The organism is Chryseobacterium sp. DT-167 (genome assembly GCF_058310155.1).
On record NZ_JBZEEQ010000014.1, the window covers coordinates 77,978 to 91,424 of the forward strand.

The 13,447-nt window shown below is 36.1% G+C and carries 14 protein-coding genes; 1 reads left to right on the forward strand and 13 read right to left on the reverse strand.

Translation table 11 applies throughout. The annotated features are described in order from the left end of the window. Positions 1-29: 29 nt before the first annotated feature. The 7 genes from AC4FQ5_RS17050 to AC4FQ5_RS17080 form a co-directional block, all read right to left on the reverse strand. Positions 30-1,172, reverse strand: a complete 1,143-nt coding sequence (locus AC4FQ5_RS17050; protein ID WP_491145236.1) for a beta-ketoacyl synthase N-terminal-like domain-containing protein — start codon at positions 1,170-1,172, stop codon at positions 30-32. Further along, positions 1,169-1,588, reverse strand: coding sequence for an acyl-CoA thioesterase (locus AC4FQ5_RS17055; RefSeq protein WP_491145237.1), 420 nt, complete (start codon positions 1,586-1,588; stop codon positions 1,169-1,171). Before AC4FQ5_RS17055 ends, AC4FQ5_RS17050 begins: the two co-directional genes overlap by 4 nt. Next, positions 1,578-2,840, reverse strand: coding sequence for an ABC transporter permease (locus AC4FQ5_RS17060; RefSeq protein WP_491145238.1), 1,263 nt, complete (start codon positions 2,838-2,840; stop codon positions 1,578-1,580). The genes AC4FQ5_RS17055 and AC4FQ5_RS17060 overlap by 11 nt, the downstream gene beginning before the upstream one ends. Further along, entirely contained in the window at positions 2,830-3,582 is a 753-nt protein-coding gene (locus AC4FQ5_RS17065) for an ABC transporter ATP-binding protein (RefSeq protein WP_491145240.1), read from the reverse strand. The genes AC4FQ5_RS17060 and AC4FQ5_RS17065 overlap by 11 nt, the downstream gene beginning before the upstream one ends. Position 3,583: 1 nt before the next feature. After that, the gene (darH, locus tag AC4FQ5_RS17070; protein WP_491145242.1) at positions 3,584-4,579 is read right to left on the reverse strand and encodes a BtrH-related acyltransferase DarH; all 996 of its coding nucleotides are present in this window, start codon (positions 4,577-4,579) and stop codon (positions 3,584-3,586) included. Then, a complete protein-coding gene (gene DarG, locus AC4FQ5_RS17075; RefSeq protein ID WP_491145243.1) occupies positions 4,579-4,983 on the reverse strand; it encodes a flexirubin biosynthesis protein DarG in 405 nt (134 codons plus the stop codon). Before DarG ends, darH begins: the two co-directional genes overlap by 1 nt. A 172-nt stretch (positions 4,984-5,155) precedes the next feature. Beyond that, positions 5,156-5,542 (reverse strand): VOC family protein, encoded by a 387-nt coding sequence (locus AC4FQ5_RS17080; RefSeq protein ID WP_491145245.1) that lies wholly within the window; start codon positions 5,540-5,542, stop codon positions 5,156-5,158. Positions 5,543-5,823: 281 nt separating this feature from the next. On the opposite strand from AC4FQ5_RS17080, the gene AC4FQ5_RS17085 reads away from it, so the two are divergent. Then, positions 5,824-8,736: a M16 family metallopeptidase gene (locus AC4FQ5_RS17085; RefSeq protein ID WP_491145247.1), complete on the forward strand. Its 2,913-nt coding sequence runs from the start codon at positions 5,824-5,826 to the stop codon at positions 8,734-8,736. Between the two features lie 313 nt (positions 8,737-9,049). Here AC4FQ5_RS17085 and AC4FQ5_RS17090 read toward each other — a convergent pair whose 3' ends face one another. The 6 genes from AC4FQ5_RS17090 to AC4FQ5_RS17115 all read right to left on the reverse strand — a co-directional run bounded on the left by AC4FQ5_RS17090 (position 9,050) and on the right by AC4FQ5_RS17115 (position 13,421). After that, positions 9,050-9,769 (reverse strand): DUF3667 domain-containing protein, encoded by a 720-nt coding sequence (locus AC4FQ5_RS17090; protein WP_491145249.1) that lies wholly within the window; start codon positions 9,767-9,769, stop codon positions 9,050-9,052. 70 nt (positions 9,770-9,839) lie between these two features. Continuing rightward, positions 9,840-10,109 carry a hypothetical protein gene (locus AC4FQ5_RS17095; RefSeq protein WP_491145251.1) on the reverse strand — a complete coding sequence of 90 codons (270 nt, stop codon included), beginning with the start codon at positions 10,107-10,109 and terminating at the stop codon, positions 9,840-9,842. Positions 10,110-10,344: 235 nt separating this feature from the next. Further along, positions 10,345-10,788 carry a hotdog family protein gene (locus tag AC4FQ5_RS17100; RefSeq protein WP_491145253.1) on the reverse strand — a complete coding sequence of 148 codons (444 nt, stop codon included), beginning with the start codon at positions 10,786-10,788 and terminating at the stop codon, positions 10,345-10,347. 145 nt (positions 10,789-10,933) lie between these two features. Beyond that, complete coding sequence (locus tag AC4FQ5_RS17105) at positions 10,934-11,365, reverse strand: hotdog family protein (protein WP_491145255.1); 432 nt, start codon at positions 11,363-11,365, stop codon at positions 10,934-10,936. Then, on the reverse strand, positions 11,365-12,504 hold the full coding sequence (gene darB, locus AC4FQ5_RS17110; RefSeq protein ID WP_491145257.1) for a dialkylresorcinol biosynthesis protein DarB: 1,140 nt from the start codon (positions 12,502-12,504) through the stop codon (positions 11,365-11,367). Before darB ends, AC4FQ5_RS17105 begins: the two co-directional genes overlap by 1 nt. Before the next feature lie 2 nt (positions 12,505-12,506). Further along, positions 12,507-13,421: a dialkylresorcinol condensing enzyme DarA gene (locus AC4FQ5_RS17115; RefSeq protein WP_491145259.1), complete on the reverse strand. Its 915-nt coding sequence runs from the start codon at positions 13,419-13,421 to the stop codon at positions 12,507-12,509. Between the last annotated feature and the right edge of the window lie 26 nt (positions 13,422-13,447).

A 13,447-nucleotide genomic window follows, 5' to 3' on the forward strand; every position in this document is an offset into this window, starting at 1 on the left:
TTAATTCTATCAAAATTACAAAATTATTTTTATGCTTTTTCCAAAACTATCGCCGCATTACAACCGCCAAAACCCGAAGCCGTCTTCAAAATATATTTAATTTCTGCCGACTGATTTTCTTTAATAATATTCAAATCCTGAGAAACTCCCATTTCTTCAAAGTTTTTAGATGGAATTAAAGCGCTGTTCAAGGCAGATTCCATTGAAATAATGCTTTCCAAAAGTCCTGAAGCTCCCAGACAATGTCCGTAATAACCTTTCATACTGTTCAAAGGAACATTTTGCAAATCCATTCGGTTGAAGGCGATGGCTTCCATTTCGTCGTTGTAAAGGGTTGCCGTTCCGTGAGCGGAAATAAAATCGATTTGTTCGGCTGAAACTTTCGCTTCTTTCATCGCATTTTGAACGCTTGCAAATAATCCGTCGCCTGTTCTCGATGGGCCTGAAATGTGATTAGCATCGTTAATCGCTGAATCGCCTAAAACTTTAAACTTAAAATTTTCATTTTCTGATGGAGTAGAAGTGATATATGCTGCTGCCGTCGCTTCACCCAGATTAATTCCATTACGTTTTTTATCGTAAGGTTTGCAGGGTTCGCTTGCAATTGCCTGAAAAGAATTAAAACCTGAAATCACAAATTCAGAAATCTCATCTCCGGCAACCACAAAAGCATCTTTGTATTTTCCTGTCTGAATCATATTTTTCGCCACAGAAATCGCCATAACTCCGGAAACACAGGCATTTGAAATGACAATCGGTTTGGTTTTAAATCCAAAAAAATCAGCCAGTTTTTGCGCTAATTTTGAAAGGTAAATGCCTTCCGGTAAAGTGGTTTCGTTTTTTAATAAACTGATATTTCCTTTTGTTGTCGAAAGAATAAAAGCGGTGTCATCTGAAATCGAATGTCTTTCTACCAAAGGTTTTAAACTCAACAAAAACATTTTCTCTAATCTTGTGAAATTGTCATTCTGAGCGGAGTCGAAGAGTTTATTAAATTCTTCTTCCAATTTTTCAGAATCAATTTTAGAAACAAAGAAAGCTTCGTGATTATCGATAACTTTATGTAAAGTCACATCGGATTTCCCTTCCAAAAGTGCTTTCCAGTTTGATTCTACATCAAAACCCAAAGGCGTGATGCAGTTGTAATCTGTGATGTAAATTTCCTTTGTCATAATCCCATTTTATCTTTCCAAGTCTGAAAAAACTCGGGATTGTACAGACATAAATTATTTTCAGAATCTAAAAAAACCTGAATGGTTTCTCCACTACAAACCAATTGATTTTGTTGATTGAAAATCTCGTATTTATAAATCAATTTCGCCGAAACAGAATTCACAAAAGTCGTTACGATGTTGAAGGTTTCCCCATATTTCAAAGGAAGAAAATGTTCGCACATACTTTTTACAATCGGCGTTACAAATCCTGCTTTTTGAATATCAAGATAGGTCAAACCGTGCTGTCTTCCGAAAGCTTCTCTTCCATCTTCAAAATACACGATATAATGCCCGTGCCAAACGATTCCCAGCGGGTCTGTCTCGTTGAACCGGACGCGTACTTCTTCGGTACAGGTTAAATTTTTAGACTGCATTTTGTTTTCTTTCGTATAATAAAGAGATGGTCACCATCGCAATATAAAATAAAAATAAGAAAATCAGTTCTTTGGCAATTTCGCTAATGCCGCTGTTTCTTAAGATAATATCGTAATATGCATTCAGTCCCCAGTTCATCGGGGAAAACTGTGCAATTTTCTGCATAAATTCTGGCATCAGGAAAACCGGAACCCAGATTCCGCCAATCGCTGCCAAAACAACTACGGAAGTCGCTCCAAACGGCGCCGACTGTTCCTGAGTGTCAGAAACGGTGCCAATTAAAACCCCAAATCCAATCGCTGCCAATCCTGCAAAAAGAGTAACAATAAGCAGGTGAAACATTTTTCCGGAAACATCAAACTGAGGCAAATCCATCAAAGGGAAAAGCCAGATTCCCACCGCAACCATCAGCAAAAACTGGGTGACGCAAATGATGAGATACGTGAATGTTTTTCCTAAAATATGAATATAATACGGCGTCGGGCTCACACGAACTCTCACGCTCGTTCCTTGACTTTTTTCTTTGACCAAATTAATCGACAACGGCACCACAATAAAGAAAATCGCAAACAACGCCCACGCAGGAACGTTGTGTTGTACGGAATTCGGCATCAGTTCTTCCTTGCCTTTATTTGGTGTGATTTCTTTAAAAGTAATTAAGCTTTTATTTTCAAGGTCTTCCGTTGTACCGAGTTGGTCCTGGAAGGCTTTGTAGATTTTTTTATTCTCGATTTCGAAAACCATTTTATTGATGGCGTTCATTACAGAATTTTTGAAACCTGCATTGGTGGCAGGGTCGAAATAGAGATGAATGTCTTTTGCTTTTGAAGCCACAGCTTTTGTCGCAGTAGAATCGGTTTCCAAACCAAATGAGCTGACAACGGTCTGAACTTTAGAATCGATATTTGAGTTTAAGTCTTTCGTTAAATTTTCAGGAATAACGATGGCCATTTGATAATCTCCCGTAAACACAGCTTTTTCGGCTGATTTTTCGTTGTAATCGGTGACAAGTTCAAATGTTTTACTTGTTTCCAGTTCTTTTTTGATGACTTTGGAAACCTCAGAATGGTCATTATCAATGAAAATAATCGGAATTTTTGAACCTTCCAGATTTTTGAATGTCGAATCCTGGATTAAAGTGATGGTAATTATCAACAGCAATGGCATTAGAAAAATAATGACAATTCCTCCCGAATCTCTCTTCAACAACTGAATTTCCTTGATGAAACTTCTCCACAATTTATACAACATCTCTTAATTCTTTTCCGGTTAATGAAATAAAAACATCCTCCAGGTTTTCAGCATTGGCAACTCTTTCCACCAATTCTTGCGGAGTTCCTGTTGCGTGGATTTTTCCGTGGTCGATAATGGCGATTTTTGTACAGAATTCCTCCGCTTCCGAAAGGTGATGCGAAGTGTAAATAATGCACGTTCCTTTTTTATTTAAATCTAAAAGATAGTCGATAATCGCTTTTTTGGATTGAACATCTACGCCAACGGTCGGCTCGTCCAGAAACAGAACTTTCGGATTGTGAAGCGTTCCGGCAATCAGATTGCAACGGCGTTTCATTCCGCCTGAAAATTGGTCAACTTTTTTATTGGCAAATTTCGTCAAGCCCATCAATTCCAAAGCTTCGTCGATTTCTTTGTGAAGATTTTTATGTTTTAAACCATACAGACTTCCGAAGAATAAAAGATTTTCTTTCGCAGTCAAAGTAGGGTAGAGCGCATATTCCTGAGGAACAACACCGATGATTTGTTTAATTTTGAAACTGTCCTTTTTAGGCGAGAATCCGTCGATGGTAAAACTTCCTGAAGTAGGTTTTATTAAACCAGAAAGCATAGAAATCAATGTGGTTTTTCCCGCTCCGTTTGGGCCGAGAATTCCGTAAATTTCGTTTTTATCAATATTCAAAGAAATATCATTAACCGAAAAGTCTTCCGAATTTTTGTATTTCTTGTAGAGATTTTTTATTTCGATGATATTCTCCAAACTATATTGCTTTTCTCAATTTCTTATAAAAAGCTTCCTCCAGATCTGCAATATGCAGCATCGATTTTGAAAGCTGATTGTAAATGTCGCTTTTGGAATTTCTGTTTTTGTAAACTCTTGCAATATCCACTGCAAAGTCTCTCCAAAGGTCGCCGATTGTGGTGATTTCTTTAGACAATTCTTTCAGTTCTTCATTTTTAAGAATCACAGCCGCTTCCTGTAAAAAAGCACCGTAAATAAATCTGAATCCGCCACCGCCGGTTCCTATTTCTTCCTGCATTCTAATCAATTGTCCGAGATAATGATTCGTCACTTTTGTCCCTTTTTTCTCCGCCCATTTCGGAATGTTTTTTGCCACCCATCGCATCGCTTTTACGCCAATAATCGGAACGGGAGCGAGCATATTTTTGCAGGTATCTTTGATACCTTTTTTGATGGCTTCTTCTAAGTTTATATTTTCTGGGATGTGTGTCGGAAAATACATATGACCTTTCGGGGCAAGTGCGCCTTTTGCATAACGTACTTTTTCAAGTTCAGCCTCAGTCAAAGTCGTTGCGAAATCCATCACAGGGTCGCTTATGAGGAATTTTCCGTCTTCTTTTCCATACACCACAAGATTGTGGGCATTGAAATGGAATTTATATTCTTCAGGAAAATAAGTAAGATTGAAAACGCCTACCTGAAGACCTGTCGGGATATTTTGTTCTAAATTTTTCTCCAAAGCAGCCTGAGCTTCTTTAGGATTCGAAAATTTAACTCTTTTGATTTTAATGCCCAGTCTTTTTGCGGCTTTGCTGAAAATAGCTCCCGGCATCGGACGATAGCTGAAACCCGGTGCAAAGTTTACTTTCAGGAATGGTAAATACACGAAAAACAATCCGGAACCAATTCCGAAAATCATAGGTTCGCTAAGTTTTAAACCTCTGTTGAGAAGTAAATTGGAGGCAACACCGTTTTCACAATGGGCTGTCTGGTGGTGTTCAAAATTCAATTTCATTATTTACCGTCGAAGTTTTTTAATTCATTTACCGAGATTCCGAAGGTATCGGCGTATTTTTTGAGAGTAGAATCGCTGAGTTTTTTGAAAATTTTCGGTTTTGCGTGTCTTTTGACGGTCCATTGCCATTTCCCGACATACGCTGCAAGAACCTGCAAATCCATTTTATTTAGTTCCATAAAATAGATGATTGGACTCACGATGTTATTGGCAACGTTTTGTTTTGCCTCTTCAATTCTTTCGTTGATGAGTGCCATCGATTCATCGAGAGCGGCTTTTTTTGCTTCCCAGCCGATGCTTTGAGCGGTGGTGTAATTGTTATTTTCATCAGTCACATATAACATTTCGGTCATATTTGCTGATTGAAGATTACTTTCGTCTTGTGGAATGTCTTGTTTTTTCACCCAAAAAGATTGATGTTTAATAATCAGATGATATTTTATGCATCTGTTTCTCACTGATTTTTCAATGTGCTAAAATAATAAAAATGCAGGACATAGGATTATGGAATATATCGAGGGTAATTGTTCAGATCTAAAGCAAATTCTTTGTAATTCGTCGTGATTTGATATTTAATTACATCATAAATACATTGAACTTATGTCCATCGGGATCTGAGAAAGTAAATCCATAATAATTGTCAGCAAATTCTTTCGGTTCAGATTCTAATTTTCCGCCAGCATTTCTCACAGATTCTGCCCATTGATCAACTTCTTCTCTTGTTTCTGCGGATAAAGTAAAAATTATTTCATTGAAATTCTGAGCATTCGAGAATGCAATGTGTGTATTTTTCTCTAAAATATCTTTGAGAAAAAAATGGATGACAAAATTATTGTCACTAAAAAAAAAACTGGTCAGTTCATTAGATTTTCCATTAGACCTGAATCCTAAATTTGTATAAAACTCTGTAGTACGGTCAAGATCTTCAACTGCAAAATTTGCCCAAATCATTTTAGTTTTCATGAGATGTTTTTTATGAAATTATTAATTATTGTCTACAAAATCTATTCCTTATAAGTTATCGCCTTTGTTCAAGCACATATATCAAATTTTATTATACGATTTATAACCATGAATAATCTTCTATTTAAAATCATAATTAAAACGTTTGTAGAATATTCACCTGTCATTAAAGGTGAGCTCCGTAGGAGCGGCACTTGACACTATGTAATATAAATATCAATGGATTGTAACAAACGCTTTCAAAATCCTACCTATTTAACATTAAATTAATAAATTTCACTATGAAGAAAGTTTTTATTTCTCTTTCATTCTTTTTCATGATCAATGCAATGGCGCAGAAATTTGATACGCAGACAATGACCGACAGTCAGGGTTATACGTACGAAACTGTGAAAAATGATCAGGCAGGAGTGAGAGTCTATACTTTAAAAAACGGATTAAAAGTTTATCTCGCAAAGAACGATGATGCTCCAAGAATCCAAACCTATGTTCCTGTAAGAACAGGTTCAAATAACGATCCTAGCGATAACACAGGATTAGCTCATTATCTTGAGCACATGGTTTTCAAAGGAACTTCACATCTGGGAACTCAGGATTGGGCTAAAGAAAAAGTCTTGTTGCAGCAGATTTCTGATCTTTACGAACAGCACAAAGCTGAAAAAGATCCTGAAAAGAAAAAAGCACTTTACAAAAAGATCGATGAGGTTTCTCAGGAGGCTTCAAAATATGCAATTGCAAATGAATATGACAAAGCAATTTCATCTTTGGGTGCAACCGGAACTAATGCTCACACTTGGTTAGACGAAACGGTTTACAAAAACAATATTCCTGCAAATGAGTTAGAGAAATGGCTTAAAGTAGAAAAAGAACGTTTCTCAGAATTGGTTCTTCGTCTTTTCCATACAGAATTGGAAGCGGTGTATGAAGAATACAACCGAGCTCAGGATAATGACAGCCGTTTGGTAAATTATGCTTTAATGGAAGCGCTTTTCCCAAAACATCCGAACGGTCAGCAAACCACAATCGGTACTTCAGAGCATTTGAAGAGCCCCTCAATGGTAGCGATTCATAAGTATTTTAATACATATTACGTACCTAACAATATGGCGGTTGTATTGGTTGGAGATCTAGATTTCGACAAAACGATAAAATTAGTTGACCAGTATTTTGGAACGTTCAAATACAAAGAACTTCCAATGAAGAAAATGGTTTCTGAAGAGCCAATGACCCAAATTGTAAGCAGAACGGTAAAAAGTCCGTCTGCACCGAGAATGACGATAGCATGGAGATCTGATTCTTACGGAACCAGAGATGCAAGACTAGCAAGCATGGTTGGTGAAATCTTAAGCAACAGCGGTGATGCAGGTTTAATAGATTTAAATATCAGCCAAAAGCAAAAAGTATTAAGCGCAGGAGCTTACGAATCTCCTTACAAAACGTACGGAGCATTTACATTGTACGTAGTTCCAAAAGAAGGACAGAGTTTTGATGAAGCTAAAAAATTGTTGCTTGGACAGATTGATTTAGTTAAAAAAGGGCAGTTTCCGGATTGGATGATGAAAGCAATCGTCAACGATATGAAAGTACAGCGTATGAAAGGTTGGGAAACTGCAGACGGTCTGGCAACAACACTTTACAATGCTTACATCAACGAAAGAACTTGGCAGCAGGAATTAGACGAGATCAACGATTACGAAAAAATCACCAAAGCAGATATTGTAAAATTCGCAAATGAGTTTTTCAAAGACAATTATGTGGTTGTTTATAAAGAAAAAGGTGTGAATGACAAATTGGTTCGTGTACAAAATCCAGCCATTACACCAATCAAATTAAACAGAGAAGCGCAGTCACCTTTCCTTAAAGATATTTTGGGGACAAAAGCAGGAGAAATCAAGCCTCAGTTTATTGATTACAAAACGGCGATTGCTACAACAGATATCAAAGATAAGAAGGTAAGTTTCGTTCAAAACAAATATAATAAAGTAGCTCAGGTAAATTATATTTTTCCTTTCGGGACAGATAATGATAAAGAATTGAGCCTCGGTGTAAGCGTTTTACAATATTTAGGAACTGACAAGTATACTCCTGAGCAGCTGAAAGAAGAATTCTACAAATTAGGAATTTCAAACAGCTTCAGAACTACAAATGATCAGATCATCATCTCGTTGAGTGGGCTGGAAAGCAATATGAACAAAGGGGTAGAGTTGCTAAACCATTGGATGACCAATGTAAAAGCCGACAAAGCAATCTACGATCAGACCGTAAAAACGATTCTTGAATCAAGAGAAGTTGCCAAAAAAGACAAGACAAGAATTATGGCAGCACTTTCAAACTATGCGAAATACGGAAAGGATTCAAGAATGACAGATATTATTCCTAAGCAGCGTCTGGAAAGTATCAACGTGAATGAGTTGATGTCTAAAATCAAAACCCTGAACCAATATCCTTATGAGATTTTCTTGTACGGAGAAGATCAGAAAGGTCTTGAGAAAGCAGTAAAACCTTTCGTTATCAATACAAAAATGCAGCCTGCAAAAGCTAAAGAATATGCAGAACCGGCTACTGAAGGGAAAGTATATTTTACACCTTACGATATGGTACAGATGGAAATGGCAAAAGTGGCAAAGGCTAAAAATGTAGATTTAACCAATTTCGGAAAAGTAAATGTCTTCAACGAATATTTCGGACGCGGATTGTCTTCTATCGTATTCCAGGAGATCAGAGAAAGCAAGTCTTTAGCATATTCTGCGTATGTATCTTATGCTCCGGCTTCTGAAAAGAACCACCCGAACTATGTGACCAATTACATCGGCACTCAAGCAAACAAACTGCCTCTTGCGGTAAATGCAATGAACGATCTGATGGCAGATTTTCCACAGATTCCTGCGCAGTTTGAAAACTCAAAAGGTTCGGCGTTGAAGCAGATAGCTTCAAACAGAATCAACAGGACCAATATTTTCTATAACCAATTGGCATTGAAAAAATTAGGTGTAGATTATGATATCAGAAAAGATATCTATGCAGAAATTCAGAATTTGAGTTTGCCTCAACTGACAGGCTTTTACAATGCTGATATCAAACCGTTGAAATATAACACTGCCATTATCGGGAAAAAAGAAAACCTGAATATGGAATCAATTAACAAAATGGGGGAATTCAAAGAAGTAACCCTTGAAGAAATCTTCGGATATTAATTTTCATTAATATAAATTGTTTGAAGTGAAGCAGAAATGCTTCACTTTTTTTTATTTTTACACCATTTAAAAGTTTATAAACTTGCAGTTGCGTTTTTATGTTGATTACCTGCAATTTTTTTATTTATGAATTATCAGATAAAAATAATATTATACAAATCGGGGGAATAAGCATTGTCAAAATAAAAAATAACCAATCAGATTATCTGCTTTTAAAAGATTATAATAAAGCACATTTAAGAAATAATTATTGGGGATTGCTTTTTTCGGGTTTTTAAGTATAGGTATTATTATGAGTATCTTTTAGGATAGATTAGTGATCATAACCGAACGCCAAAGCGATGGCAACGACCAGTACAATTGCCAGAATGCAATACATTATATAGCTTATAAAACTTCTTACAAGTACTTCCTTAGATGTCAATTTATTAAAGAATTGTTTGTTTGTCCAGAAAATCAGGATAAAATCTATAATGAGAAGGAGATTTGATATCGTGTTAAAATCTGAACGATCTTTCAGAAAATAGAGGATAGGAAGAAAGACTATGTGAATGCCAAGTCTTTGTGAAGTTTTAAAAGCTTCAAAAATGATCAATTCATAAAAATTATATCCGGTTTTTTTAAACATAATGTAAGTCGTCACAGCATACAAAGGGATGGTTGCAACCACAAACCAATAATAATGTTCGAAAATTTTCTCCAATATCAAGCCAGAAGATTCGTCTAGTGCTACTCTTTGGTTTAGATCTAGCAAATGGTAAATCAAGGCATATATTGTTGACATAATGATCACCATAGAAATAGGTCTGAAATGATTGACACGTTTTCCTGCGATATATTCCTCAATGATGTAACCCGGTTTTTCGAAGAGCTTTTTTAAAGAATATCCAATACCTTTATCATAATGCAAAAGACCATGCTGTATATCTTCCCAAAGAAACTCATGATTGATTCTTTTGGTTTTCGCCGACTGTCCGCATTGATTGCAGTAGTTTCCGTTAAATACATTTCCGCAGTTTTTACACGTGGTCATACAATGTTTTTTGCATTACAAATATCCAGAATTTTCTGGTACAAGAGATGTTTCGATGATTTATCTTAGTCTACTTTCTCTTCTTATATTTTAACTGTATCAATAAATATACCTCATCTTTCTCTATATCTTTGCACCATGTACGTTCTACAGCCAAGGCATTGTCATACAGATAAAGATCTTCCATATTGTTAACGTATTCTAATCTTTCAGAAGTTTTGTATTTAAAAAATGAAATCAGATTTACCTCATCACCAATTGCTGGTGCGACAGGAAATTCTACAGAGTTTTCAAACTCAAATTCTATATCGTAGGAATAAAACCTTACTTTGACGCTCATATTTTTATTTTTATCAAATATATCGAAAATAAAGGGTTTCCAAAGAACAGAGTTATGCTCGGAGTTTTTGAAATTTCTTTTTTGATCTGTGTTTTTATTTTAGAGATAACTTTATACACAAAGTTTGTCATTCCGTAGGAATTCAAACTACATTGCTCAGAGAAATTGGCTTAAAAATTTTTAGATTAAAAAAGCCGACTTAAAAAAGTCGACTCGTATATTTTAAAATAAATTTCTAAGATTTTAATTCCTGAATAAACAAACTGATCTCCGTACGAATCAACAGTTCTTCATGCAAAAACGTTTCACAGGAAATATTGCAGATGTTTCCGTATTGAGAAATTAAGGAAGCTTTAGAAATAATCTTGTCTCCGACTTTCGGTAATGCCAAAATTTCAATTTTTTTGATATTGGTAATAAAACCGATCAGTTTAGTATCTTCATTTTGACCTGTGAAAAAACTCTGTCCAAGAATTGAAGAGCAAGTTTGCGCAGAATGTTCAATAAGACCAGCTTCTACAAAATGATTATTTTGAATAAATATGTTATCTGGAGTAATCTCAAAAGAAGTAACCACCTTTTCCGGAGTCAGCTCAAGAATATAATCAGCCATCAGCATGGGATTGCGATGAGGTAAAAACTGGTGAATATTGATGATATTATCTTCTTTTAACTCCATTTAAATTTTTCTTCTAAAAAACTTTAATTATATTATTTCGTCAATTCGGGTAGATTTCGAAAAACCGTATCGAGAAGTGTATGTGACAGATTTATCGATACAAATTCTTCCAGAATTTTACCCGAACTGACGAATTGTTTCAAATTTATTTTACAACAGTTTTCATTTGCGATTTTGCAATTAAGGTATCGTTTATTTTGGTAACGATTTCCACCAAAGTCACGCCTAACATTTCATTCAGAATGGTAGCTTCGGTTATAAGGTGATCGCCAATTTTTGGTAATTCATCAGCTTCAAAAGATTTGATGGCACCAATGTACCCTGTTGGAGCCTCTTTTCCCAAAAGAAAATATTTATATCCTGTATGCAAAGCAACGGTTTGAGCCTGATGTTCGATCAATCCTGAAGCCTGAAAGATTCCTTCATGCACAAAAAGATTGTCTTCTTTAATGGTAAAACCAGAGATTACGTGGTTTTCAGAATATTCTGAAACTTCGCCTACCATTACAAAAGGAAACTTCTGCGGAATCAGGCTTTCTACAAAACTTTGATCAGAATTGGGTAAGGTAACCTCCATTAGCAAACTGTTAGTAAAGCACAAGAATAAGCGAATCTTCCACTCTCAGGAACACACAGAAGAATTCTTTCTCCTTTATTAAGATTTCCTGAATTCATTAGCTGCTCAACAGCAATAAAGATTGATCCTGCACCTACATTTCCAACCTCTGATAAGTTATAAAACCATTTTTCCCAAGGAAAATCAAGTCCTACATTGGCAAATTCTTCTTTTAGACCTTCTTTGAAATATCCTGAAGAAATATGTGCTAAAACATGATCTATAGAATCCGGATCAAGCTCATGTTTGTCGAACGATGTTCTTAAACTTTCAGCACCTTTCACTAAGATATATTTATCAAGAATTTTAGTGTCCTGCTTTAAAGCAAAAATCGATTGGTTCAGCCACTCTTCAGCAGGATATTCTGCCCATGATCTTAAGCTTCCGTCTTCCTGCTTTTCACAGCCTGAGTACATACATGCTTCAATTTCGTGCGCATAAGAATAGAAATCGATCCATTCTATTTTTAAAGAGATTTCATTTTCTCTAGGTTTTGGCTCCAGTAAAAATGCAGCAGCACCGTCAGAAAGCATCCATCTCAAAAACTCTCTTTTGAAAGCTACGATAGGTCTTTCTTCAAGTAACTTCAAGTTTTCTGCCTCGTGGTTGAATTTATCAGCGGTCATCCATGCAGACATTCTTTCAGAACCTACACAGACAGCGTTGTCTTTTACCCCGGCTTTAATGTTTAGAAAACCATAGTTTAATGCATTCATCCCTGAATTACAAAGTCCTGTCGCGGTATTGATTTCTACAGATTTACCAATATTCAGTTCGCCATGCACCATTGATGAGTGTGATGGCTGAATCTGATCTGCAGAAGAAGTTCCGCAAGACAGAAGCTGCATATCTTCCTTTTTAAAATTTTCATCAAAAAGACCTTCTACTGCTTTTGCGGTTATCTGAGCGTTGGTGTGAGTTGGTTTTCCCTCCTTATCCAAAGCGTAATATCTCGTTTTGATTTTGTTGTTCCTTAGAATTAAGGCTCTCGCTTTAGAAGGTGTATTATTTACCAAGCCAAGATAGCTTTCCATTTCGTCATTCGAAACCGGCTCATTCGGCAAGTATGTTGAAGCTTTTGTTATAAATACGTCTTGCATTTCTATTTTAAATTAATTCCTTGTAAATATTCTTTTTGTTTTTGTCTTTTAGACCACAAAAGGGGTGCTAATAATATATGAAAAACCAACACAATTGGCGAAATAATCCAAATTGCTGCCATCAAATATACTTTAAAGAATTTTATCAGCAATGGGCGTTTTTCTTTTTTCTTTATAATCAGATTACTCCATACTGTAAAGATTTTGTTACCTACTTTCTCGACTCTCACCAGGAAAGGTCTGATTTCTACAGCTCCGTTTTTCACCAGCTCCGGCTGAAGATTTGCAAGATCATTGTTGTCAAAATGATTTTCAATGATCTTTCCATATTTTCCGGCTCCGTTGATTTCTTCATTTGAAACTCCGGCTGCAGGAAGCATTCCTGACTTTTCTTTTTGTCCGGTTGTCAGCCAGCGCAGAATCGTTAAAACACTGGTGTAGTTATCGTGCCGGTCTACCAAAGCGATATTGCCAACCAGTTTGGCATTCAGATTTTTCAGATAAACCTTCAGTTTTTCCTGAGAAAGCATCCACATGTTTCGGGTTCCGGAAACGGTAACGACAGGCGTGTTTTTCAATAAACCTTCGGCATAACCACTTTTCAGAAAAGAAATAATAGGGATAGAAGGAGTCAGATACCAAACCTGATATCCGAAAAGGATGAGGTCGTATTTTTTATTCAGCACATTTTCCGGCGGCGGAAGAATCTCGCTCGGAATCTGCAAATAAGATTCGGGAAATGTATTGAAAAACACATCACTCGACCACGGAAAAGGAAAATCCTCTTTTAGCTGAATGTTGTAATAGGTGACTAGATATTCGTCTTTTTTATCCTCAAACGGCTGGGCAATATTTTTCATAATATCCTCCAGCTGACCCGTCTGTGTATAATAGAGAACAAGTACGTTTTTCTGCATTAATATTTTTTATGGATTACAAAAAT

Bases quoted from the DNA above. Each gene is read 5' to 3' on its own strand.
- AC4FQ5_RS17100 (WP_491145253.1), bottom strand. From the start codon at position 10,788: ATGGAGTTAAAAGAAGATAATATCATCAATATTCACCAGTTTTTACCT.
- AC4FQ5_RS17105 (WP_491145255.1), bottom strand. From the start codon at position 11,365: ATGGAGGTTACCTTACCCAATTCTGATCAAAGTTTTGTAGAAAGCCTG.
- AC4FQ5_RS17055 (WP_491145237.1), bottom strand. From the start codon at position 1,588: ATGCAGTCTAAAAATTTAACCTGTACCGAAGAAGTACGCGTCCGGTTC.
- AC4FQ5_RS17095 (WP_491145251.1), bottom strand. From the start codon at position 10,109: ATGAGCGTCAAAGTAAGGTTTTATTCCTACGATATAGAATTTGAGTTT.
- AC4FQ5_RS17115 (WP_491145259.1), bottom strand. From the start codon at position 13,421: ATGCAGAAAAACGTACTTGTTCTCTATTATACACAGACGGGTCAGCTG.
- AC4FQ5_RS17090 (WP_491145249.1), bottom strand. From the start codon at position 9,769: ATGACCACGTGTAAAAACTGCGGAAATGTATTTAACGGAAACTACTGC.
- AC4FQ5_RS17050 (WP_491145236.1), bottom strand. From the start codon at position 1,172: ATGACAAAGGAAATTTACATCACAGATTACAACTGCATCACGCCTTTG.
- AC4FQ5_RS17080 (WP_491145245.1), bottom strand. From the start codon at position 5,542: ATGAAAACTAAAATGATTTGGGCAAATTTTGCAGTTGAAGATCTTGAC.
- AC4FQ5_RS17060 (WP_491145238.1), bottom strand. From the start codon at position 2,840: ATGTTGTATAAATTGTGGAGAAGTTTCATCAAGGAAATTCAGTTGTTG.
- darB (WP_491145257.1), bottom strand. From the start codon at position 12,504: ATGCAAGACGTATTTATAACAAAAGCTTCAACATACTTGCCGAATGAG.
- darH (WP_491145242.1), bottom strand. From the start codon at position 4,579: ATGAAATTGAATTTTGAACACCACCAGACAGCCCATTGTGAAAACGGT.
- AC4FQ5_RS17085 (WP_491145247.1), top strand. From the start codon at position 5,824: ATGAAGAAAGTTTTTATTTCTCTTTCATTCTTTTTCATGATCAATGCA.